The 22,204-nt window shown below is 71.6% G+C and carries 19 protein-coding genes and 2 tRNA genes; 11 read left to right on the top strand and 10 right to left on the bottom strand.

All coding sequences use genetic code 11. The annotated features are described in order from the left end of the window. Nucleotides 1-45: 45 nt before the first annotated feature. From AC4F3Q_RS03040 to AC4F3Q_RS03025, 4 genes are all read right to left on the bottom strand, one after another. A complete protein-coding gene (locus AC4F3Q_RS03040; protein WP_491038670.1) occupies nucleotides 46-870 on the bottom strand; it encodes an ABC transporter permease in 825 nt (274 codons plus the stop codon). Continuing rightward, on the bottom strand, nucleotides 870-1,616 hold the full coding sequence (locus AC4F3Q_RS03035) for a hypothetical protein (protein ID WP_491038669.1): 747 nt from the start codon (nucleotides 1,614-1,616) through the stop codon (nucleotides 870-872). Before AC4F3Q_RS03035 ends, AC4F3Q_RS03040 begins: the two co-directional genes overlap by 1 nt. Further along, entirely contained in the window at nucleotides 1,613-2,566 is a 954-nt protein-coding gene (locus AC4F3Q_RS03030) for an ABC transporter ATP-binding protein (protein ID WP_491038668.1), read from the bottom strand. Before AC4F3Q_RS03030 ends, AC4F3Q_RS03035 begins: the two co-directional genes overlap by 4 nt. Before the next feature lie 335 nt (nucleotides 2,567-2,901). Continuing rightward, a tRNA-Pro gene (locus tag AC4F3Q_RS03025) sits at nucleotides 2,902-2,978 on the bottom strand. Nucleotides 2,979-3,126: 148 nt separating this feature from the next. Here AC4F3Q_RS03025 and AC4F3Q_RS03020 point away from each other — a divergent pair. The 8 genes from AC4F3Q_RS03020 to AC4F3Q_RS02985 all read left to right on the top strand — a co-directional run bounded on the left by AC4F3Q_RS03020 (nucleotide 3,127) and on the right by AC4F3Q_RS02985 (nucleotide 9,940). Continuing rightward, nucleotides 3,127-3,200: transfer RNA gene (locus AC4F3Q_RS03020), tRNA-Gly, on the top strand. 408 nt (nucleotides 3,201-3,608) lie between these two features. Then, on the top strand, nucleotides 3,609-4,544 hold the full coding sequence (cysK, locus tag AC4F3Q_RS03015) for a cysteine synthase A (RefSeq protein ID WP_491038667.1): 936 nt from the start codon (nucleotides 3,609-3,611) through the stop codon (nucleotides 4,542-4,544). Then, a complete protein-coding gene (epsC, locus tag AC4F3Q_RS03010; protein ID WP_491038838.1) occupies nucleotides 4,541-5,230 on the top strand; it encodes a serine O-acetyltransferase EpsC in 690 nt (229 codons plus the stop codon). Before cysK ends, epsC begins: the two co-directional genes overlap by 4 nt. Before the next feature lie 59 nt (nucleotides 5,231-5,289). Then, the gene (locus tag AC4F3Q_RS03005) at nucleotides 5,290-5,643 is read left to right on the top strand and encodes a GntR family transcriptional regulator (protein ID WP_491038666.1); all 354 of its coding nucleotides are present in this window, start codon (nucleotides 5,290-5,292) and stop codon (nucleotides 5,641-5,643) included. After that, nucleotides 5,640-6,632, top strand: a complete 993-nt coding sequence (locus AC4F3Q_RS03000) for an SdpI family protein (protein ID WP_491038665.1) — start codon at nucleotides 5,640-5,642, stop codon at nucleotides 6,630-6,632. The genes AC4F3Q_RS03005 and AC4F3Q_RS03000 overlap by 4 nt, the downstream gene beginning before the upstream one ends. A 147-nt stretch (nucleotides 6,633-6,779) precedes the next feature. After that, on the top strand, nucleotides 6,780-7,841 hold the full coding sequence (locus tag AC4F3Q_RS02995; protein WP_491038664.1) for an LLM class F420-dependent oxidoreductase: 1,062 nt from the start codon (nucleotides 6,780-6,782) through the stop codon (nucleotides 7,839-7,841). Between the two features lie 55 nt (nucleotides 7,842-7,896). Next, a complete protein-coding gene (locus AC4F3Q_RS02990) occupies nucleotides 7,897-8,217 on the top strand; it encodes a hypothetical protein (protein ID WP_491038663.1) in 321 nt (106 codons plus the stop codon). Nucleotides 8,218-8,335: 118 nt separating this feature from the next. Next, nucleotides 8,336-9,940 carry a methyl-accepting chemotaxis protein gene (locus AC4F3Q_RS02985; protein ID WP_491038662.1) on the top strand — a complete coding sequence of 535 codons (1,605 nt, stop codon included), beginning with the start codon at nucleotides 8,336-8,338 and terminating at the stop codon, nucleotides 9,938-9,940. A 377-nt stretch (nucleotides 9,941-10,317) separates the two neighbouring features. On the opposite strand, the gene AC4F3Q_RS02980 is transcribed toward AC4F3Q_RS02985, so the two are convergent. Then, complete coding sequence (locus AC4F3Q_RS02980) at nucleotides 10,318-10,626, bottom strand: MGMT family protein (protein WP_491038661.1); 309 nt, start codon at nucleotides 10,624-10,626, stop codon at nucleotides 10,318-10,320. Nucleotides 10,627-10,703: 77 nt separating this feature from the next. On the opposite strand from AC4F3Q_RS02980, the gene AC4F3Q_RS02975 reads away from it, so the two are divergent. Then, complete coding sequence (locus AC4F3Q_RS02975) at nucleotides 10,704-12,044, top strand: GNAT family N-acetyltransferase (protein WP_491038660.1); 1,341 nt, start codon at nucleotides 10,704-10,706, stop codon at nucleotides 12,042-12,044. Between the two features lie 7 nt (nucleotides 12,045-12,051). On the opposite strand, the gene AC4F3Q_RS02970 is transcribed toward AC4F3Q_RS02975, so the two are convergent. Then, entirely contained in the window at nucleotides 12,052-13,056 is a 1,005-nt protein-coding gene (locus tag AC4F3Q_RS02970; RefSeq protein ID WP_491038659.1) for an Fpg/Nei family DNA glycosylase, read from the bottom strand. Between the two features lie 30 nt (nucleotides 13,057-13,086). Beyond that, nucleotides 13,087-13,536, bottom strand: coding sequence for a ribose-5-phosphate isomerase (locus tag AC4F3Q_RS02965; RefSeq protein WP_491038658.1), 450 nt, complete (start codon nucleotides 13,534-13,536; stop codon nucleotides 13,087-13,089). A gap of 92 nt (nucleotides 13,537-13,628) precedes the next feature. Between AC4F3Q_RS02965 and AC4F3Q_RS02960 the strand changes: the two genes are divergently transcribed. After that, nucleotides 13,629-15,653, top strand: coding sequence for a M13 family metallopeptidase (locus AC4F3Q_RS02960; protein WP_491038657.1), 2,025 nt, complete (start codon nucleotides 13,629-13,631; stop codon nucleotides 15,651-15,653). A 60-nt stretch (nucleotides 15,654-15,713) separates the two neighbouring features. Here AC4F3Q_RS02960 and AC4F3Q_RS02955 read toward each other — a convergent pair whose 3' ends face one another. Both AC4F3Q_RS02955 and AC4F3Q_RS02950 read right to left on the bottom strand, forming a co-directional pair. Then, nucleotides 15,714-16,283, bottom strand: coding sequence for a hypothetical protein (locus tag AC4F3Q_RS02955; protein WP_491038656.1), 570 nt, complete (start codon nucleotides 16,281-16,283; stop codon nucleotides 15,714-15,716). Between the two features lie 117 nt (nucleotides 16,284-16,400). Beyond that, entirely contained in the window at nucleotides 16,401-17,045 is a 645-nt protein-coding gene (locus AC4F3Q_RS02950; RefSeq protein ID WP_491038655.1) for a mycothiol-dependent nitroreductase Rv2466c family protein, read from the bottom strand. A gap of 193 nt (nucleotides 17,046-17,238) precedes the next feature. Between AC4F3Q_RS02950 and pepN the strand changes: the two genes are divergently transcribed. Further along, a complete protein-coding gene (gene pepN, locus AC4F3Q_RS02945) occupies nucleotides 17,239-19,800 on the top strand; it encodes an aminopeptidase N (protein ID WP_491038654.1) in 2,562 nt (853 codons plus the stop codon). A gap of 172 nt (nucleotides 19,801-19,972) precedes the next feature. Here the strand turns inward: pepN and malQ are convergent, their stop codons facing one another. Further along, the gene (malQ, locus tag AC4F3Q_RS02940; RefSeq protein WP_491038653.1) at nucleotides 19,973-22,102 is read right to left on the bottom strand and encodes a 4-alpha-glucanotransferase; all 2,130 of its coding nucleotides are present in this window, start codon (nucleotides 22,100-22,102) and stop codon (nucleotides 19,973-19,975) included. Nucleotides 22,103-22,204 lie beyond the last annotated feature (102 nt).

Genomic DNA, 22,204 nt, shown 5'->3' with positions numbered 1-22,204 from the left:
GCTGGGCTTGCGGGTACGCGAGCCGGACCCGGTGACGTGCGACCGTCAGAAGGTGGCGACGCTGCGCCCGTCCCGGCGACGTCGTGCACGCGCAGCCCCGAGGGCGACGGCTGCAGCCGCCCAGACGGCGCCCGTCACGAGCGCTGCGACGAGGTAGCCGGACGCGGGCTGCGCCGCGCCCGCAGAATGTGCCGCGCCCGCGGAATGTGCCGCGCCCGCAGAACGCGCCGCCTCGGTCACCCATCCGGTCGGCAGGGCCGCCGCCAACCAGAACGCTGGAGCCGGCAGGCTCGTGATCGCCGCGGCGGCGCCCGACAGCACGGGCAGACCGAGCTCGGTCAGGTTCACGAGGAGCAACGAGTCACGCATCGTCGCGCTGACGACGCCGACGAACAGACCGAGCCCGACGCCGCTGAGCGACGCCACGAGCAGGCACGCCACCGCGAGGCCGACCCCTCCGTCGTCGGGCAGGTCGACGGCGTGGAAGGCCGCGAGCGCGAGGATGCTCGAGACGCCGGAGCAGAACCCGAGCGCGAGGACCACGGCGTTGCGCCCGATCGAGACGAGCGACGCCGCCCGACGGTCCGCGAGCGCCCACTGCTCGGTCGTGCCCTCGAAGCGGTCGAACGAGAGGAGCGTCGCGCAGGAGACCGCTGCCGCGACGCCAGCGGCGACGCACGCGGCCGCGAGAGCGTCGCCGAAGGTCGCGTCGCCAAGGTCGCCACGGCTCGCGATCGCGAGGTAGAAGAGCGCGGTGAATCCCGGGACGAGGACGAGCCTCACGACGACGAGGGTCGGACTGCCGAGCTCGGGCAGCGTCCGCCAGGCGATCAGAGCGCCGGCCTGGACATTCGCGACGAGGTCTCGCATCACGCCACCCCGCTCGTGCCGCGCACGGCGGTGCGCGCTTGCGCTCGCGCGAGGAGCCGGACGCCGACGACGAGCCACCCGACGCTCAGGACGAGCGACGCGAGCGCCCAGGTGAGCGCGTCCGTCGGCGTCGCCGCCCGCTCCGCACGCACCGCGCTCGTCAGCGGGTGCAGCAACGCGAGGATCTCCACGGGACGCGGCATGGCCTGCGCAGGGATCACGACGCCGACCAGCAGCCACACCGGGACGAGCAGGAGCGGCTCGAACGCCGTCGCTCGGCGGGTCGCGACGAAGGCCGCAGCGAGCACGTGGGCTGACGCGACGCACGCCACGAGCCCCACCGTGACGCCGAGCGCCTGCTGTGACCCGACGACGGGCGCGCTCCCTGACGCGACCTGGAGCGCGACCGCGACAGGCAGGCCGACGAGGCCGAGCGCGGCGGCGGCCGTGAAGATCGCGCCGAGGACGACGCCGGGACGGCGCGAGGATGCGAGCAGGAGCTCGAACGTCCCGAGGTAGCGCTGATAGCCGAGCATGCCTGTCGCCGTCGTCGTGGTCGCCCAGATTCCGGCGACGAGGCCGTCGAACCACAGGTCACGCGAGTCCGCGCCCGCGGTGAGGCGCAGCAGCATGAACGCGGCGGGTGCCGCGAGCGCGGTCTGCAGGAAGAACGAGGTCCGGGCGAGCTGCTTCACCTGGAACAGCGCGAGAGCGGGCAGAGCCAGGAGGTCGCGGGACGCCGTCATGCGGCGACCGGCTCGAGCAGCGCCAGGTACACCTCTTCGAGGGTCGCCGGTCGCTCGGCCGGCCCGGCCAGCGTGCCCAGCCCCGCGGCCGCACGGACGAGGGCCACGGTCCCGGGCGTCCCCGAGAGGAGCGCGTCGACCGTCGTGATGCCGTTGCGCTCGCTCGTCACGACGGCGCGGACGCCGGGGATGCTCTCGAGCGCCCCTGTCGGCGGTGCGCTGTCGGCAGGCACCTGCCAGCTGACGACGGACGTGACGCCTGCCGACCGCGCGATCTCGGGCACTCCCCCGTGCGCGACCATGCGCCCGTGGTCGATGACGGCCACGCGGTCCGCGAGCTGTTCGGCCTCACGCATGTCATGGGTCGTCAGGAGGATTGCGGCGCCGTCGTCCACGAGACCGCGGACGAGCGACCGCAGGTCACGCGCCGTCTGCGGGTCGAGGCCGGTCGACGGCTCGTCGAGCAGGAGGAGCTGCGGCGACGACGTGAGCGCACGAGCGATGTGCAGCCGCTGTCGCATCCCGCGGGAGAGAGCCTCGACCGGGTCCGACGCCCGGTCCGCGAGGCCCACCTGCTCGAGGACGATCTCTGTGCGCCTGCGGGCCTCCCGGGAGGTCAGTCCTTGCAGCACGCCGAAGAACCGCACGTTCTCCCGGGCGGAGGCCCTCATGTAGAAGCCCCGGTCACCGCCGAGGACGAGCCCGAGGCCGCGCCGGGCCCCACGAGGGTCCCGCACGGCGTCGACGCCCGCGATCGTCACTCGACCCGACGTGGGGCGCAGGAGGGTGGACGCCATCCGCACGGTCGTCGTCTTGCCGGCGCCGTTCGGACCGAGCAGGCAGAGGATCTCGCCAGGATCGACGTGCAGGGAGAGGTGTGCGACGGCCGTGCGCTCGCCGCCAGCGGTCTCGAAGCTGCGCGAGACGTCGTCCATCTCGAGTGCCACCACGGAGTCCCCCTGTCTTGCTGAGCACGAGACTGTTCGCCCCCACCGGGCCGCACAACGGAGCGATCGTGGCGAGAGGCGTCAGCGATGCTCCGCACCCTAGACAACCGCACGACGACGCGACATCAATTTTCACGGGAGCCACGGGCCGCCGAGCACGGTGCCACCCCGCTCACGGCCTGCTAGAGCGCACCTCCCGCGAGCGCGACACCGCCCTCGCCCACCCCGCCAGGCCCCCTGAGACCCCCGGGAACGACAGAACCTCCCGCCCGAAGCCCCTCAGGGGCCTCACGCGGGAGGTTCTGTCACAAGACTCGCTGAGTTCTGTCAGGAACTCATGGTCGGGGTGACAGGATTCGAACCTGCGACCTTCCGGTCCCAAACCGGACGCGCTACCAACCTGCGCCACACCCCGAGAGCCCCGTCAGACGGGGTGCTCCCGGTCGAGTGTAGGGCCTCTCCCGGCGCATCGCGGGGGCGGCCCAGAAGCGAGCGGCAGGGGCCGAGGCGCCGTGGGATCTTTGCTAAGGTATCCGGGCTGGCGCTCGTTGTGGGCGCTGCACGCGGATGTAGCTCAATGGTAGAGCCTCAGTCTTCCAAACTGATTACGCGGGTTCGATTCCCGTCATCCGCTCCATCGCAGGCACGAGCGCCGCTCACTGGTTGACACGGCGTTGCCTCAGCCCCCTCACCACGGCTAACGTTCCCCACGTGCGCGCTGTTCGGCGCGCCGGACACAGCAGGCAGGCCCACCGCGGCGCTGCCCTCGGGACCTGGGAGGCTCATCGTGCACACGTGCGCTGCCGCTCCCGTCCTGTGCTGCCAGCCGTGTTGCTGCGCAGCCCCCTGTCGCTGTCTGTAGAGCGCTGGCCCCACCTCGGCCTCGCGCACCGCGGGTCGTCCTGCGGTCCGCTCACCGCACCCAGCGCTCTCCCGTGGCCCAGGCCATCTCTGGCGAACCGTCGCCGCACCCAGAAGCACCCTCACCTCCCTGCCGCACCGTCGGCCCCTCCCCCGCACCGCGGGACTACCTGAAGAGGAAGTCATGGCACGCATCTACGAGAACGTCTCGGACCTCGTCGGCAACACCCCCCTCGTCAAGCTCAACCGCATCGCCGAGGGCGTCGAGGCGACGGTCGTCGCGAAGCTCGAGTTCTACAACCCGGCGAACTCGGTCAAGGACCGCATCGGCGTCGCGATCATCGACGCGGCGGAGAAGTCCGGCGAGCTCAAGCCGGGCGGCACGATCGTCGAGGCGACGTCGGGCAACACGGGCATCGCTCTGGCGATGGTCGGTGCGGCGCGCGGCTACGACGTCGTGCTGACGATGCCCGAGACCATGTCGAAGGAGCGCCGCGCACTCCTGCGCGCGTACGGCGCCGAGCTCATCCTCACGCCCGGCTCCGAGGGCATGAAGGGCGCCGTCAACAAGGCCAACGAGATCGCTGCGGAGCGTCCGGGCGCCGTCCTCGCCCGCCAGTTCGCCAACGCGGCGAACCCGGACGTCCACCGCCGCACGACCGCCGAGGAGATCTGGGCCGACACTGACGGTCAGATCGACATCCTCGTCGCCGGGATCGGCACGGGCGGCACCATCACCGGTGTGGGCCAGGTGCTCAAGGAGCGCAAGCCTGACGTCAAGATCGTCGCGGTCGAGCCGGCCGAGTCGCCGATCCTCAACGGCGGCCAGCCCGGCCCGCACAAGATCCAGGGCCTCGGCGCGAACTTCGTCCCCGAGATCCTCGACACGACCGTCTACGACGAGGTGTTCGACGTCGACGCCGAGACGGCCGTCGCGGTGGCACGCCGCGCGGCGAAGGAAGACGGGCTGCTCGTGGGCATCTCCTCGGGTGCCGCGATCCACGCCGCCCTCGAGATCGGCAAGCGTCCCGAGAACAAGGGCAAGCTGATCGTCGTCGTGGTCCCGTCCTTCGGCGAGCGCTACCTGTCGACGATCCTCTACGCGGACCTGCTCGACTGACACCCCGCGCTGGTGGCCGCCCGCTCCGGCGGGCGGCCACCAGCGTTCGCCCCAGCACTCTCCGCCGCCCACCGAGGAGCACCATGACCGCCTGGCAGCGCGCCCGCCAGATCCTTCGCGAGGACCTCGAGGCCGCGATCTCGCGGGACCCGGCCGCGCGCACCCGCATCGAGGTCGCCCTCGCCTACCCGGGCCTGCACGCGCTGTGGGCACACCGGTTGACCCACCGCATGTGGCGCGTGCCGGTGCTGCGCCTGCCCGCGCGCCTAATCTCCCAGGCGACGCGTGCGGCGACGGGCGTCGAGATCCACCCGGGCGCGACGATCGGTCGGCGCCTGTTCATCGATCACGGCATGGGCGTCGTGATCGGGCAGACGGCGGTCGTGGGCGACGACGTCGTGCTGTTCCACTCCGTGACGCTCGGGGGTCGTTCGATGACGCACGGCAAGCGCCACCCCACGGTCGGTGATCGTGTCGTGGTCGGCGCGGGCGCGAAGATCCTCGGGCCGGTGTGGATCGGTGACGACGCGCAGATCGGTGCGAACGCGGTCGTCGTCAAGGACGTCCCGGCCGGTGCTGTCGCGGTCGGTGTCCCCGCGAAGGTGCGGCAGACGACGGCGGTCGAGCGTGAGGAGCGTGCCGTCACGCCTCTCGAGGACCCGGCACTGATCGAGTACATGATCTGAGACGCGTCCCACAACAACCCTGCTTGTTCTAGTTGCCTTAGAACAAGTAGGGTTGTCGCATGATCTTCCGGATCGACCCGAGCGCTCCCGAGCCGCTCTTCGCCCAGATCGCGACCCAGGTGCGCCTCGCGGTCGCAGCAGGCGAGCTCGCGCCCGGAGAGCGGCTCCCCGCCGCACGCGCCCTGGCCGAGTCGCTCGACCTCAACGTCCACACCGTCCTGCGCGCCTACCAGGAGCTGCGCGACGAAGGGGTGGTCGACCTGCGCCGCGGTCGCGGAGCGGTGATCGCCGACGCCCCCGCACCCGACCTGACCGCACTACGTCAGGCGATCGCCGTCGTCGTGCAACGCAGCCGCGAGGCTGGCGTCACGGCCGAGACCACCACCGCCCTGCTCAAGGAGGCCCTGCGATGACGACCGCACGCACCACCCAGGCGAAGGCAGCCGTCCCCCACCGCGGCCGCAACGCGCTGCTCACCCTCGCCGTGCCGCTCGCGCTCCAGACCGTCACCACGGTGGTCGTGCTCTCGTGGCGCGACGACCTCCCCGAGCAGGTCGCCACCCACTGGGGCACCGACGGACCCGACGGCTTCTCCTCGGTCGTCGGCTCCGTCGTCACGCTCGGCGGCACCCTCGTCGCCCTCGCGCTGACGTTCTGGGCGATCGGCCACTTCTGGGGCCAGGCGTCCTCGACCCGGCGCCTCGCCGCAGGCGTCTCCGTCGGCACGGCCGTGTTCCTCGGTGGGATCCAGCTCCTCACTCTCGCCGAGCAGCGCGGACTCGAGGACGCCGCACAGGCCGGTGACGTCGGGTTCGCCCTCGGCGTCTCCTTGATCGCGGCCATCGCGATCGGTGCGCTCGTCGCCTGGCTCCTCGTACCCGGCGACGTCGTGCAGGCTGCGACCGCACCCGTCCCCGCGACCGCGCCACGCCTCCCTCTTCCCGAGGGTGAGCGCGCGGTGTGGATCCGGCAGGTGACCGGCCGCTCAGGGGCATGGATCATGGTCGTCACGACCGTCCTGACCGGAACCATGGCCGTCCTCACCGCACAGTGGTGGATGCTGACGATCCCCGCCGCCCTGGCTGCGCTCGGCGCGACGATGCTCGTCTGGACCGTCCGGGTCGACGCGCGAGGGCTCGACGTGCGCTCCGCCGTCGGCTGGCCACGCATCCACGTCCCCGCGACGAGCGTCGAGGGCGCCGACGCCCGCCAGGTGCACCCGCTCCCCGAGTTCGGCGGGTGGGGCTGGCGCACCGGCGTCGGCGGCACGATCGGCATCGTCATGCGCAAGGGCGAGGGCATCGAGGTCGTCCACTCCGGCGGCAAGCGCCTCGTGGTCACCGTGGACGACGCCGAGACTGCGGCCGCGCTGCTCAACACGATGGCGGACCGCGCACGCTGACCCGGCAGGGGCCCTGCGGCACGCGGGCCCCCTCGGTCACGCGACCTCTGGCGCACAGGATCTCTGGCGCACGGCGCAGGTATCTGAGACTCTGGGTATCGCTCAGCGCCGGACGACGACGACCGGCCGCGACCACGAGGAGCCCGCATGCGCTTCGGACTGCACACCGGCTACTGGTCCGCCGGCCCCCCGCCCGGCGTCGCCGAGGCCGTCCGGATGGCCGACACGCTCGGCCTCGACTCTGTGTGGACGGCCGAGGCGTACGGCTCCGACGCGTTCACCCCGCTCGCCTGGTGGGGCGCCGCGACGTCCCGCGTCCGGCTCGGCACCGCCGTCGCCCAGATGTACGCCCGCACCCCCACCGCGACCGCGATGGCTGCGCTCACGCTCGACCACCTCTCTGGCGGGCGCGCCGTCCTCGGGCTCGGAGCGTCCGGACCGCAGGTCGTCGAGGGCTGGTACGGCCAACCGTTCCGCCGCCCGCTCGCACGGACCCGCGAGTTCGTCGACATCGTGCGCCAGGTGATCGCCCGCGAGCGCGTCCAGTACGACGGCCAGTTCTTCCAGCTCCCCCTCCCCGCGCCCGGTCCCGACGCGGGCCCTGACGCGCCGACCGGGCTTGGCCGTGCGCTGCACTCGACCGTGCGCCCCCTGCGACCCGCGATCCCGATCCACCTGGCCGCTGAAGGGCCCAAGAACGTCGCCCTCGCCGGCGAGATCGCCGACGGCTGGCTCCCCCTGTTCTACGCGCCCCGGCTCGACGCCGAGCTCCGCGGCCCCCTCGAGGAAGGCCTCGACCGGCGATCCGAGGCGCGTTCGCCGCGCGAGACCTTCGAGGTGTGCGCGACCGTCCCGATCGTCGTCCGTGACGACATCGAGGACGCCGCAGACCAGGTCCGCCCGTTCCTCGCGCTGTACATCGGCGGGATGGGCGCCAAGGGCGCCAACTTCCACCTCGAAGCCGTCGCACGCCTCGGCTACCGCGAGGTGTGCGACGACGTCCAGCGGCTCTACCTCGGCGGGATGCGCGCGGAGGCTGCCGCCGCCATCCCCCTCGAGCTCGTGCGCGACGTCGCGCTCGTCGGCACGCTCCCGCAGGTCGCGGCGGGCATGGCCGCCTGGGAGTCGACGGCCGTCACCACGATGCTGTTCCAGGCAGACGAGCAGACCCTGCGCGCCCTCGCGTCGGCGCCGGGCCTGCTCGGCTGAGCGTCGCCGCGCCGACGCCAACCCGGACCTTGTCCACGGCCGATACGCTCGGCGCATGACCGATCAGACGTGTTCCGTCCCGTCGTCCGTCCTCACCGCCGCCGGCCTCGTCGGCGGATACGCCGTCGCCCGGGCGACCGGCGTCCGCGCTCTCGGAGGTGTCGCCCTCGCCGCGGCGGGCATCGCCGCGGGCCGCACGTGGGCGCGCGCTGGGATCCCGCAGACCGCGGTCCTCGGCGTCACGTACGTCGCCGCGTTCGGGCTCTCCCACCCGCTCGCGAAGAAAATCGGAGCGTGGCCGTCGGTCCTCACCGTCGCCGCTGTCGCAGGCGCCGCGTCGTACGTCCTCGCGGACCGCGCCGTGCCTCGGACCTGAGCGCCAGACACCTCCGCCGCGTCCTCACCCGCTGTTCCTCGTCATGTTCACGACCTGGTGCCGATAGGGATGGAGATCACGAGAGCACCGAGATCTCTCTCACCGAACGAGGAGCACCATGGAACCGTCGCCCGCCAAGCAGCGAGCCTCCCTTCTGTCCGGCCGGCCTCTGGGCGTCAAGATCGGCGCCGCCATCGCGGTCATGGCGCTTGCCGCGATCGTCACCGGGCTCCTCGCCGTGTTCCAGATCAACAAGGTCGCCTCCGGCCAGCAGTACATGTACACGCACAACGTGCAGCCGATGGTGACCCTCAACGACATCCAGCGGTCGTTCCAAGGTGACCGCGCCCGGGTCGTCCAGTACGGGATCGCGGACACGGCGACGCGTGCCGAGCTGCGCACCGAGCTCGTGGAACGCCGGGCCGAGGTCGAGGCCCTGATCGAGCAGTACCGCCCCTTCACCATCAACGCCGCGGCATTCGACTCGTTCGCGACCGGGCTCGCCGCGTTCTACGACGAAGCTGACGGAACGCTGTTCGGCTACGCCGACTCCGGACAGGCGGACCTCTTCGCCAAGCACTTCCAAGACACCATGCGGCCGATGCTGACGGCGTTCGTCGAGCCGTTCAACGAAGAGACCGCCGCTCAGGAGACCGAGGCAGCTGCTCGGGCCGCTGAGGGAAGGTCCAACGCCAGGATCGCGGTCATCGAGGTGGTCGTGGCGCTCGCCGTCGGGCTCCTCGCATCGGGTGCGCTCGGCCTCGTCGTCACGAAGGAGATCCTGCGGAACGTGCGTCGCGTCGGCGCGTCCGCCGAACGTCTCGCGTCAGGTGACTTGACGACCGCCACAGGTGTCAGCTCCCAGGACGAGATCGGTCAGATGGCCGCACAGATCGACATCGCGCTCGCCAACCTGCGGGAGCTCGTCGAGTCCGTGTCCGGCTCGTCCCAGGCCGTCGCAGCCGCGTCGGAGGAGCTCTCCGCCTCCGCGCTCCAGATCACCTCGACGTCTGAGGAGACCGCAGCCCAGTCGACGGTCGCAGCGACGGCGGCCGACGAGGTATCCCGCAACGTCCTGACCGTCTCGAGCGGCGCCGAGCAGATGGGCGCTGCGATCAACGAGATCTCGCAGTCCGCCAACGACGCGGCCGGCGTCGCGGCCCGCGGCGTCCACAAGGCCGCCGAGACGACGCAACGCGTCGAGCGCCTCGGAGAGTCGAGCCTGGAGATCGGCGCGGTCGTCAAGGTGATCACCGCGATCGCCGAGCAGACGAACCTGCTCGCCCTCAACGCGACGATCGAAGCAGCCCGTGCTGGTGAGGCGGGCAAGGGTTTCGCCGTCGTCGCTTCCGAGGTCAAGGAGCTCGCCCAGGAGACCGCGCGTGCGACCGAGGACATCGCGCGCAAGGTCGAGGCGATCCAGACCGACACGACCGGCGCCGTCGGGGCGATCGCAGAGATCAGTGAGATCATCGGCTCGATCAACGAGTACCAGCTCTCGATCGCGTCCGCCGTGGAGGAGCAGTCCGCGACGACCGCAGAGATCTCCCGGTCGGTCTCCGACGCCGCGATGGGGACGAGCGAGATCGCGAGCAACGTCAGCGCTGTCGCCGGTGCTGCCTCGATGACGACCCAGACGATCACGCAGACGCAGGCCGCCATCTCGGAGCTCGCCCAGATGGCTGCGGACCTGCGCTCTCAGGTGGGCCGCTTCACCGTCTGAGCCTGCCGACGCCGTCGGGCGCCCCGGTCTGATGGCCGGGGCGCCCGACTGTGCTGGGTGCCGCGCCACGGTGCCCGGACCGGCGGTTGTCATCGTCCCGGTCGTTGAACCGCCCCGAGCTGTTCGGGGCCGTCACCGTGGTGCCCTCGGTCGCGGGCTGGTCCGGGCCAACGGACCCGGGCAACCTCACGCCGATGCGTCGTCGTCCCCCGTGCGACACAGACGGGAGACCGACGCGTGCGGGCTGTCGAGGCGTCGGGTGTTCCCGGCGCTCAGTCGAGCGGTGCGCTGCATCGCTGCGCGCTCCTGCTTCCTGCCCTGCTGACTCCCACAACAGCGGGCGTCCCGGAAATGTTCCCGTGCCGGGTGGCCGGGCGTCACGCCATTTTCTGCAGGCGGGCTGCCGAGAGCCGGACGCGTCCGTCGTCGGTCATGGGGCAGGCCTCTGCGCGGAGCACGTCGAGCGCCTCGAGACGCTTGTGCACGGGCGGGTCACCGGCCGCGTTGACGACCCGCCACCACGGCACAGCAGCTCCGGCGACGCGCAGCGCCGCACCGACCTGACGTGGGCCGCCGCGCTCGAGCCGCGCACCCACCACCTCGGCGATGTCCCCGTACGTCATCACCCGTCCCGGCGGGATCTGGTCGACGACGTCCAGCACCGCCTCCACGTACTCGTCGTCCACCCGCGCCACGCTAGCGTGCTCCGCCGACACGGGAAATGCCCTGGTCGCGGCGCGCCGACCGCTGCGAGAGTGGAGGCATGACGTTCCCCACCGGCTACCGCACGCGTCCGCTGCGCCCCGAGGACCAGCGCGAGATCCTCGCGCTCGACTCGTGGGGCTTCCCGACCGGGACCGACCTCGACACGCTCGTCGAGATCGGCCTCACCCTGCACTGGGACCGCTTCGTCGGCGTCGTGACCGACGCCGAGGACCCGGACGCCGTGCCGATCGACGGTGCGCGCCCCGTCCGGTCGGAGCTCGTCGCGATGCACGGCTCACGCCCGTTCGCGCAGTTCCCCGTGCCTGGTGCGGAGATCCCGGTCGGCGGCCTCACGTGGGTCGTCGTCCATCCGCAGCACCGCCGCCGCGGCATCCTGCGCGCCATGATCGACCACCACTTCGCTGCGTGCCGCGAGCGTGGCGAGGCCGTGTCCGCGCTGTTCGCGGCCGAGGCGACGATCTACGGACGCTTCGGCTACGGCCTCGCGGCGAACGACCTGCGCGTGACCGTGCCGCGCGGCGCGGCCCTGCGTCCTGCGCTCACGGCCGACGACGCGGCGTCGGGCACCGTCCGGATCGAGGAGCTGTCGGTCGAGCGTCACGGCGCGCTGATCGACACGATCGCGACCGAGGCGAGCCGCCGACCGCTCGGTACCGACGCACCGCACGATGCGCTGCTCAACCGCCCGGGCTCGGTCCGGTACGACTCGCTGACGGCGCGCCGTCGGCTCGCCGACCCGCCGGCGTTTCGCGAGGGCAAGGAGTCGCAGCGGATCGTCATCGTCGAGCGCGACGGCGAGCCGCGCGCCTACGCGATCCTGCGCCGCGAGTCGCGCTGGGAGGTCCCGGGCCCGCGCGGCGTCGTCCACGTCTCCGAGGCCGTCGTGACGGACCCTGCCGCGGCGCGCACGTTGTGGGCGACGCTCCTCGACCTCGACCTCATGGCGGAGACCCAGGCGTCGATGCTCCCCGAGGACGACGCGCTGCTCGAGCTGCTCGCCGACCCCCGGTCGGCGCAGGCGCGACGGGCGGACAACCTGTGGGTGCGCGTCGTCGACCCCGCAGCGGCCCTCGCGCAGCGGCGCTACGCCGCAGCGGTCGACCTCGTCCTGCACGTGCAGGACCAGGTTCTGCCCGAGAACACGGGGGCGTACCGCGTCACCGCGCAGCCGTTCGAGCCCGCCACCGCCGTGCGCACGGATGCGTCTCCGGACCTCTCGCTCGACGTGCGCGCACTCGGCTCGGCGTACCTCGGCGGCATGACGCTCGCGCAGCTCGCGCTCGGCGGTCACGTCGTCGAGCACACGACAGGTGCGCTCGCGACGGCGTCGGCGGCGTTCGCGTGGCCCGTCGCGCCGGTCTGCTCCTGGGTCTTCTAGTCCCGGCTCACGACTGACAGGTCGGGCACCAGAAGAGGTTGCGGCCCGCGGCGTCCCGCACCTGGACGGGGGTTCCGCACACCCGGCACGCGAGCCCGTCGCGGTGGTAGACGTAGAACGACTCGTCGCGGCTGACGACGTTCGGGTCGCCGTCCGTGTTCTGGCGGACGCGTCGCGCGTCCATGTGCCCGAGCTCGTGGCCGCGGCCCCGGTGCTCGGGGCGGGTCGTGACGATGCGTCCGGTGCGCACGCCGTCGCGCATGAGACCGACGAGGTCGTCCCACAGGGCGCGCAGCGTCTCCGTGGGGACGGCGGTGCCGGGCAGCGACGGGTCGAGGCCCGCGCGGAAGAGCGCCTCGGCGCGGTAGATGTTGCCGACGCCTGCGATGAAGTCCTGGTTCATGAGCTGCAGGCCGATGGCGGTACGCGAGCGGTGGGCGCGGTCGACGAAGCGCTGCGGGTCGGCGTCGTCGCGGATCGGGTCGGGGCCGAGCCTCGTGACGACCGCGAGGCGCTCGGCGTCGGTGACGACCTCGCACGCGGTCGGGCCGGTGAGGTCGGCGACGGCGTGCTCGCCGAGGATCCGCACGCGCACCTGGCCCCGCGGCGCCGCGGGCACGAACGGGCCGTCGACGTCGTCCGGCGCGACGTCGTCGTGCGCGTCCGGCAGCGACGTCTCGGTCTCGCCGACGCGCCTGCGCGGCGCGCCGATCGCGTGCACGACGGCGACCGAGCCGTCGCCCGCGAACGTCCAGGAGCCGTACAGGCCGAGGTGGACGCGCAGCCAGTCCGACTCGGCCTCCGCGACGCGCTCCCCCGGGCCCACACCGCGCGGCGCGAAGCCGAGGAACATCTGCTTGCCGAAGGCCTGCGCGTGCACGAGCACGCGCCCGTCGAGGCGCGCCGCACCTGCTGCGAAGCGGCCCTGCGGGCTCGTCACCGCGACAGGTGCACCACCGAAGAGGTCGTCGAACGTGCGCGCCAACCGGTGGACCGTGTGCCCCTCAGGCACGCGGCACCACCCCGGTGAGGTGCGGCACGATCAGCGCGCGGCCTCGTACGCCGCGAGCTGGTCGATACGACGCTGGTGACGCTCGTCGCCGCTGAACGGCTCGGTGAGGAACGCGTCGACGAACGTCGTCGCCTCCTCGAGCGAGTGCCGACGCTCACCGATCGCGATGACGTTCGCGTCATTGTGCTGGCGGCCCAGCTTCGCCGTCTCGACGCTCCAGGCGAGCGCGGCGCGGACGCCAGGCACCTTGTTCGCGGCGATCTGCTCGCCGTTCCCCGAGCCGCCGATGACGATGCCGAGCGAACCCGGCTCAGCCACGACGGCCTCAGCAGCCGAGAAGCAGAAGGCCGGGTAGTCGTCCTGGGCGTCGTACTCGAACGCGCCGTGGTCCACGACGTCGTGGCCCGTGGCACCGAGGTGCTCGATCAGGTGAGTCTTGAGAGCGAATCCGGCATGGTCAGAAGCGATGTGAACGCGCATGCGCCCATTGTGCCGCACGGCGGTACGAGCCCCTAGGACCGGCTGACACTCTCGGCACGCCGGATGTCGGTCACCACACCTAGGGTGGGCGCATGACGATCGACGACAACGCCACGCTGCGCTCCGGCATCGACCTCGACGCGCTCGACGCGGCCACCCGCCCGCAGGACGACCTCTACCGCCACGTCAACGGCCGCTGGATCGACTCGCACGAGATCCCGGCGGACCGCGCGCGCGACGGCGCGTTCCGCGCGCTGCACGACCGTGCCGAGGAGCACGTCCGCGACATCATCGTCGAGGCTGGCGAGGGTGCCGCGGCAGGCACCGACGACGCCGCGGACCCGCAGGCGCTCGCCCGCACCCAGGTCGGGGCGATGTTCGCCAGCTTCATGGACACCGACCGCATCGCTGAGCTCGGCACCACGCCGCTCGAAGAGGACCTCGCACCGGTCCGCGACGCCGCAGACCGCGAGGCGCTGACGCGCGTCCTGGGGTCGCTGCAGCGCACGGGCGCCGCCTCGGGGCTCGCGTTCTGGGTCGACAACGACGCGCACGACCCGGAGACGTACGTCGTCTACCTCATGCAGTCCGGGCTCGGCCTGCCGGACGAGTCGTACTACCGCGAGGAGCAGTACGCCGACGTGCGCACCGCGTACGCGGCGCACGTCGGGCGCATGCTCCACCTCGGCGGCGTCGTCCCCGAGGGTGACGCGCAGGCTGCGGGCGAGCATGTCCTCGCGCACGAGACCCTGCTCGCAGCCGAGCACTGGGACGTCGTCCGCGACCGCGAGGCCGAGGCGACGTACAACCCCATGACTCTCGCCGACCTCGCGCAGCAGGCCTCGGGCTTCGACTGGGACGCATGGGTCGAGGCGCTCGGCGCCTCCCCCGAGACGTTCGCGCGCGTCGTCGTCCGTGAGCCCTCCTTTGCCGTCGCGTTCGCCCGGCTGTGGGCCGAGGCGGACCTCGAGGACTGGCGCCTCTGGCTCGCCTATCACGCGATCTCCGCCCGCGCGCCGTACCTCACCGACGAGCTGGTCGAGGCGAACTTCGACTTCTACGGGCGCACTCTCACCGGTGCGCAGGAGCTGCGCGAGCGCTGGCGTCGCGGCGTCTCGGTCGTCGAGGGCGCGCTCGGCGAGGCCGTCGGCCGCGTCTACGTCGAGCGGCACTTCCCGCCGACGCACAAGGCCCACATGGAGCGGCTCGTCGCGAACCTCATCGAGGCGTACCGGCAGTCCATCACCGAGCTCGACTGGATGGGCGAGGAGACCAAGGTCAAGGCGCTCGCCAAGCTCGACACGTTCAACCCGAAGATCGGCTACCCGACGAAGTGGCGGGACTACTCCGCGCTCGTCGTCGACCCCGCCGACCTCGTCGGCAACGTCCGTCGGTCGAACGCGTTCGACCTCGACCACGAGCTGGACAAGATCGGCAAGCCGATCGACCGCGACGAGTGGTTCATGACCCCGCAGACCGTCAACGCGTACTACAACCCCGGCATGAACGAGATCGTCTTCCCCGCCGCGATCCTCCAGCCCCCGTTCTTCGACCCGGAGGCCGACGACGCCGTCAACTACGGCGGCATCGGCGGGGTCATCGGCCACGAGATCGGCCACGGCTTCGACGACCAGGGCTCGAAGTACGACGGCGCCGGGCGCCTCGAGGACTGGTGGACCGAGCAGGACCGCACCGAGTTCGAGGCACGCACCAAGGCGCTCATCGCCCAGTACGACGCGTTCGTCCCCGCGCAGCTCGCCGGCACCGATCACCACGTCAACGGCGCGCTGACGATCGGCGAGAACATCGGTGACCTCGGTGGGCTGTCGATCGCGTTCAAGGCGTACCGGATCGCCCTCGGCGGCGATCTCGCGTCCGCGCCCGTGATCGACGGCCTGACCGGTGCTCAGCGCGTGCTGCTCGGCTGGGCGCAGGTGTGGCAGACGAAGGCGCGCGACGAGGAGGCGATCCGCCTGCTCGCGATCGACCCGCACTCCCCCGCCGAGTTCCGCTGCAACGGCATCGTCAGCAACGTCGACGAGTTCTACGAGGCGTTCGACGTCGCGCAGGGCGACGCCCTGTACCTCGCCCCCGAGGAGCGCGTGCGCATCTGGTGACCCCAAGCACGACGACGGCCCCGGAACCTGCCGCTCAGGTCCGGGGCCGTCGTCGTGCTCTCAGCGGATCTCGCCGCCGGCGCGGGCGAGCGTGAACCCGCGACCCGTCGTGTCGTCCGTGCACGTCACGCCAGCCTCCTCGCTCATGCACGTGTAGCCGAACTCGCGCACGACCTCCCCGTAGTCGAGCACGTCGACCGACTTCTTGGCCTTCGCGGGCTTCTCGTCCTTCGACACGCACGGCACCTCAGGCACGCCATCCGGCGTGACGACGTACACGTGCCCGACGCTGCCGTCGCAGCCCTCGACCGGGGCCGGGTCGTTCGCAAGGCTCGCGATCCCGCACCGGGCACCCGTCTCGTCGACCGTGCACGTGATGTTCCCGCTCGGCGACGCGAACGTCCGTGCCGTGCCCGTCCGCTCGACGGGCGCTGGGGCGTCCTGGCCCGCAGCCGATGGCGTCGCGCTCGACGTCGCGGTGCTCGTCGCCGTCGGCGTCGACGGGGAGCCCGGCCCACGGAACGTCACGAACGCGACGATGACGACCGCCAGCACGAGGATCACGTCCACGAGGATGAACGCGATCATCCCGTTGCTCAACCGCGGACGGGGGGACGGTCCTGCACTCATCGACATCGCTCCTGGCACCGGGCTCGCGATCAGGGGTCTGCGGGCGCGCCGACGGGCCCGGCCCCCACCCGACGCACGTCCCAGGGTAGGCGCACAGGCCCGCCGGCGCAGGAGGAGTCAGTCGAAGACCGGGCCCTGCGTGCGGGTGCGCTTGAGCTCGTAGAACCCGTCGAACTCGGAGACCAGGACGACGCCGTCCCACAACCGGCCCGCTGCCTCGCCCTTCGGGGCAGGCGTGATGACCGGGCCGAAGAAGGCGGTGCCGTTGAACGCGACGACCGGCGTGCCGACGTCCTCCCCGACCTTTGCGATCCCCTCGGCGTGCGAGGCGCGCAGCTGCTCGTCGTAGCGATCCGTGTCGTACACGTCGATGAGCGACGCGGGCAGCCCGACCTCCGCGAGCGCCTCGACCACGACCTCGCGCCGGTCCGTGCGGCCCTGCGGGTGGAACCGGGTGCCGATCGCGTCGTAGAGCGGCTTGATGACCTGCTCACCGTGCTCCACGCTCGCTGCCACGACGACGCGCACGGGTCCCCAGCAGTCGTCGAGCATCGCGCGGTAGTCGTCGGGGAGGTCGCGACCCTCGTTGAGGACCGACAGGCTCATGACGTGCCAGCGGACCTCGATGTCGCGGACCTTCTCGACCTCGGTGATCCAGCGCGACGTCATCCACGCCCAGGGGCAGGCGGGGTCGAACCAGAAGTCGGCGACGTCCTTCTGCCCGTTCGCGGCAGCGGTCGTGGTCGTGGCGGTCTCGGTCATGGTGCTCCTCGTGTCGTCTGCGTCGCGGGTGCTGTCTCACCGGGCCGAACGTGCCGTCCCGCGCCCATATTCCACGAGAGCTCCGAGGGACGCGCGTGGGATGATCGAGAACGTCACGTCCACCTTCGCGTGGCGACCCACCTCCGCGAGCAGAGGCGCCGTGCGCCCGCTCGCGACGAACCGAGGAGCAGCAGTGCCCGGAGAGAACCTCACCCGCGCCGAGGCCGCCGAACGCGCCAGCATCGTCGCGACCCAGTCCTACGAGATCGACCTGGACCTCACGACCGGGCCCACGACCTTCGCCTCCACGACCGTCGTCCGCTTCACCGCGACGCAGGGCGCGAGCACGTTCATCGACCTCGTCGCACCGACCGTCCGTGAGGCCACGCTCAACGGGCGCTCGCTCGACCCGGCCGCAGTGTTCGCCGACTCGCGCATCACCCTCACCGACCTCGCCGAGCAGAACGAGCTGCGCGTCGTCGCCGACTGCGCCTACACGAACACGGGCGAGGGCCTGCACCGCTTCGTCGACCCGGTCGACGGCGAGGTGTACGTCTACACGCAGTTCGAGGTGCCGGACTCTCGCCGTGTGTTCACGGTGTTCGAGCAGCCTGACCTCAAGGCGACGTTCCAGTTCACGGTGACCGCGCCGAACGGCTGGCAGGTCGTGTCGAACGAGCCGACGCCCGAGCCGTCCGTCGACGGCGACAAGGCGACGTACGTGTTCGCGCCGACGCCGCGCATCTCCTCCTACATCACCGCTCTCGTCGCCGGCCCGTACTGGGTCGCCCGGAGCGAGCTAACGAGCTCCGACGGGCGTACGATCCCGCTCGGCGTCTTCTGCCGCGCGTCGCTCGCGGAGCACATGGACGCGGACTACGTCTTCGACAAGACCCGCCAGGGCTTCGAGTTCTTCGAGAAGCACTTCGACTTCCCGTACCCGTTCACGAAGTACGACCAGCTCTTCGTGCCGGAGTACAACATGGGTGCGATGGAGAACGCGGGCTGCGTGACGTTCACCGAGTCGTACGTGTTCCGTTCCAAGGTGACCGACGCCGTCAAGGAGCGTCGCGTCGTGACGATCCTCCACGAGCTCGCGCACATGTGGTTCGGCGACCTCGTGACGATGCGCTGGTGGAACGACCTGTGGCTCAACGAGTCGTTCGCGGAGTGGGCGTCGACGCTCGCGACCGCGGAGGCGACCGAGTGGACCGACGCGTGGACGACGTTCGGCTCGATGGAGAAGGCCTGGGCCTACCGCCAGGACCAGCTGCCGTCGACGCACCCGATCGTCGCGACGATCAACGACCTCGACGACGTGCAGGTCAACTTCGACGGCATCACGTACGCCAAGGGCGGCTCGGTGCTCAAGCAGCTCGTCGCGTGGGTGGGCCTCGAGTCGTTCATGAAGGGCGTCGCCGCGTACTTCCGCAAGCACCAGTTCGGCAACACGGAGCTGAGCGACCTCCTCACCGAGCTCGAGGCTGCGTCCGGCCGCGACCTGGGCGAGTGGAGCCGCCTGTGGCTCGAGACGGCTGGCGTCAACACGCTTCGGCCCGAGATCACGGCCGCAGCTGACGGCACGATCGAGTCGTTCGCGATCCTGCAGAGCGCCGCCGCGTCGCACCCGACGCTGCGCCCGCACCGCCTCGCGGTCGGCTTCTACACGCTCACCGACGACGGCCTGAGCCGCACGCACCGTGTCGAGCTCGACGTCGCGGGCGAGCGCACCGACGTGCCCGAGCTCGTGGGTCTCGCCCGCCCGGACCTCGTCCTCCTCAACGACGACGACCTCGCGTACGCGAAGATCCGGCTCGACGAGGTCTCGCGCGCCACCGCCGTCGAGCACCTTGCGGAGATCACGGACCCGCTGGCGCGTGCGCTCGTGTGGGGCTCCTTCTGGGACGCGACGCGCGACGGCGAGGTGCCTGCGAGCGAGTTCGTGCGGCTCGTCGTCAACAACATCCCGTCGGAGACGGGCTCGACAACGTTGCGCACGACTCTCGGCCAGGTCGTCCTCGCGGCACGCAGCTACGTCGCGCCCGCGCGCCGCACGCAGACGCTCGAGGCGGTCGCTGACGCCCTGTGGGCGTTCGCGCAGAGCGCGGACCCGGCGTCCGACGCGCAGTTCCAGTTCGTGAAGTTCTTCGCGCAGGTCGCCTCGACGCCGAGCCAGCTCGATGCGATCGACGCGCTCCTGACGGGCGACGTCGAGCTCGAGGGCCTCACGGTCGACACGGACCTGCGCTGGGAGCTGCTGTTCGCGCTCGTCGCGGGTGGTCGTGCCGGCACGGCCGAGATCGACGCGGCGCTCGCCGCGGACGCGACGGCGTCGGGCGAGCAGCAGGCCGCCCACGCGCGTGCGGCGATCCCCACGCTCGAGGCGAAGCAGGCGGCGTGGTCGAGCGTCGTCGACGAGGAGGGCAAGCCGAACGCGATCATCCGTGCGACGGCCGCCGGCTTCGTCACTGCGCACGACCCGCAGCTCCTTGCGCCGTTCGTGGAGACGTACTTCGCGTCCCTGTTCCCGATCTGGGACTCGCGGTCGTACCACATCGCCGAGGAGCTCATCGAGGGGCTCTTCCCGGCAGTCCTCGCCGACGAGCACCTGCGATCGGCAGCGAAGGCGTGGCTCGACGCGCACGCGGAGGGTGCGGAGCGTGTGGCGCCGCCCGCGCTGCGTCGCCTCGCGGTCGAGGGTCTCGCCGACGTCGAGCGGGCCCTGGCCGCGCAGGCGGTCGACGCCCAGGCCTGACCGGACCGGCGGTCGTTTGACCGCCACCCGCCCCACGGACATCCCGGTCGCACACCTCGCGTGTGTGACCGGGCTGTCCGCGTCTCAGGCGGGCCCACGCCCCGCACCGCCGCGACGACGACGGCCCGCCACCCACGTGGGGTGACGGGCCGTCGTACGGCAAGGGCTGGTGTCAGGCGTTCTTCATGACCGCCGCGAGCGAGCGCAGGCGCGGGTTCTCGAACAGCTCGTCGAGCAGGACGGTCTGCCCGGTCGAGTCTCCGAGCGGCACCTTCCAGTTCGGGTACTCGAGGTCGGTGCCCGGCTGGTTCTGCGCCCGGCGCTCCCCGACAGCGTCTGCGATCGAGACGCCGAGGAGGACCGACGGCGTGAGCTTGATGAGGCGGTGCAACGCCTCGACGAGCTCCCGCTCCGACGGGTCGTCGCCGATCAGGCCGCGGCTCGCGAGGAGCCGGACCATGTCCTCCCGCTCAGCACGGGCCTCGTTGCGGACGACCTGGACGGGCGCCTGCAGCAGGCCGAGGCTCTCGCGCAGCTCGACGTGCTCCCCGGCGAGGTATCCCGCGGTCGGGGGCAGGTCGTGGGTCGTGACAGACGTGAGCGACATGCGTCGGTAGCTCTCGGGCGCGAGCGCGTTGCCGTCGTACCCCTTCTCGAACCACAGGATCGACGTGCCGAGGATCCCGCGGTCGGCGAGGTAGTCACGGACCCAGCCCTCGAACGTGCCGAGGTCCTCGCCGATGACGACCGCGCCAGCACGCTGCGCCTCGAGAGCGAGGATGCCGATGATCGCGTCGTGGTCGTAGCGGACGTAGGCCCCGTCCTTCGGGCTCGAGCCTGACGGGATCCACCAGAGGCGGAACAGTCCGATGACATGGTCGATGCGGATCGCTCCCGCGTGCCGCAGGACCGTCCGCAGCATGTCGCGCAGCGGGCGGTAGCCCACCCGACCGAGCTCCTTCGGGTGCCACGGCGGCTGGGACCAGTCCTGGCCCTGCTGGTTGTACATGTCCGGAGGAGCGCCCACGGACGCACCGGTCGCGAGCACGTGGCGCATCGTCCATGCGTCGGCTCCCGCCGGGTGCACGCCGACCGCGAGGTCGTGCATGATCCCGAGCGACATGCCGCCCTCGAGGGCTGCGGCCTGCGCCGCAGCGAGCTGCTCGTCGGCGACCCACTGGAGCCAGGAGAAGAACTCGATGCGGTCGCCGAGGCGCTCGCGCAGAGCGGTCACGGCGGGGCCGGTGATGTCGAGGAGCTCGTCGGGCCACACCTCCTCGGGGTGGATCTCCTTGATGGCCGACCACAGCGCGAAGTCCTCGAGGCCCTTGCCCTCGGCGGACTTGAAGCTCTCGTACCTCGCCTGGCGGTAGGCGGAGCGCGGGGCGGCGAAGATGACCTCGAGCGCGGACTTCTTCGTGGTCCACACGAGGTCGCGGTCGATCGGGTCCGTGGCGCGGTTGAGCGCGTGCGCCTCCTCGGCGGCCCACTCGACGAGCGAACGGTCGGCTGCGGTGAGGTAGCCGGCCTCCTCGATGTTCTCGGGGCGGACGTAGATCGGGTTGACGAAGCGACGCGTCGTCGGCAGGTAGGGCGACGGCGTCATCGGGACGCCGGACTCGCCCGCGTGCACGGGGTTGATCAGCAGGAAGTCGGCGCCGAGCTCGGCAGCCGACCGCCAGGCGGTGGCGGCGAGGTCGTCGAAGTCGCCGAGGCCCCACGACTGCTCGGAGCGGACCGAGTAGATCTGCGACATGAAGCCCCAGGCACGGCCGTGCTCGAGCTGCGACGGCAGGGACAGACGCTGAGGCGTGACGACGAGGGTCGCGCGGTGCTCACCGTCGGTGCTGCGCGAGCGGAGCACGTGCCAGCCCAGGGGCAGGTCGCCCGGGATCTCGAACGTCGCGCGGCCGATCATGCGGCCGTCGACCCAGCGCGGCGGGACGTAGACGTCCTGCTGGTAGGCCGGGCGCGTACCGCCACCCGTCTCAGGGTCGAGCTCGATCCAGACGTCGACCGGCTCGCCGTCCCAGACGTGCACGGGGATCTGGACCGGCTGCCCCTGGCGAGTGATCACCGTGGGCGGCAGCGGCTCGCGCCACGGCGCATCCTCCGCGTGCGCGAGCGCGAGGTCGATCCGCGCGGGCGAGGTCGCGTCGATGCCCAGGGCTCCGAGGACCGCCACGAGAGTGTCAGCACTGACCTGCTGCTCGTGACCGTCGAAGGACCAGTACTCCGTCGCAACGCCGCACTCCCTCGCGAGGCGCAGCAACGACTCAGTTCGTTCTGCTTGTTGCTCCACGTCACGATCTTTGCAGACTCCCGGGCCTTCGCGTGGGCCTTTGGCGCCCGATCCGGGTGCAAGTTTCAGAAACGTTACGCAACATCGCCTTTCACGAGGTGT

The organism is Flavimobilis sp. BM9, from assembly GCF_058313055.1.
This window is presented reverse-complemented; position numbering and strand designations above follow the sequence as displayed.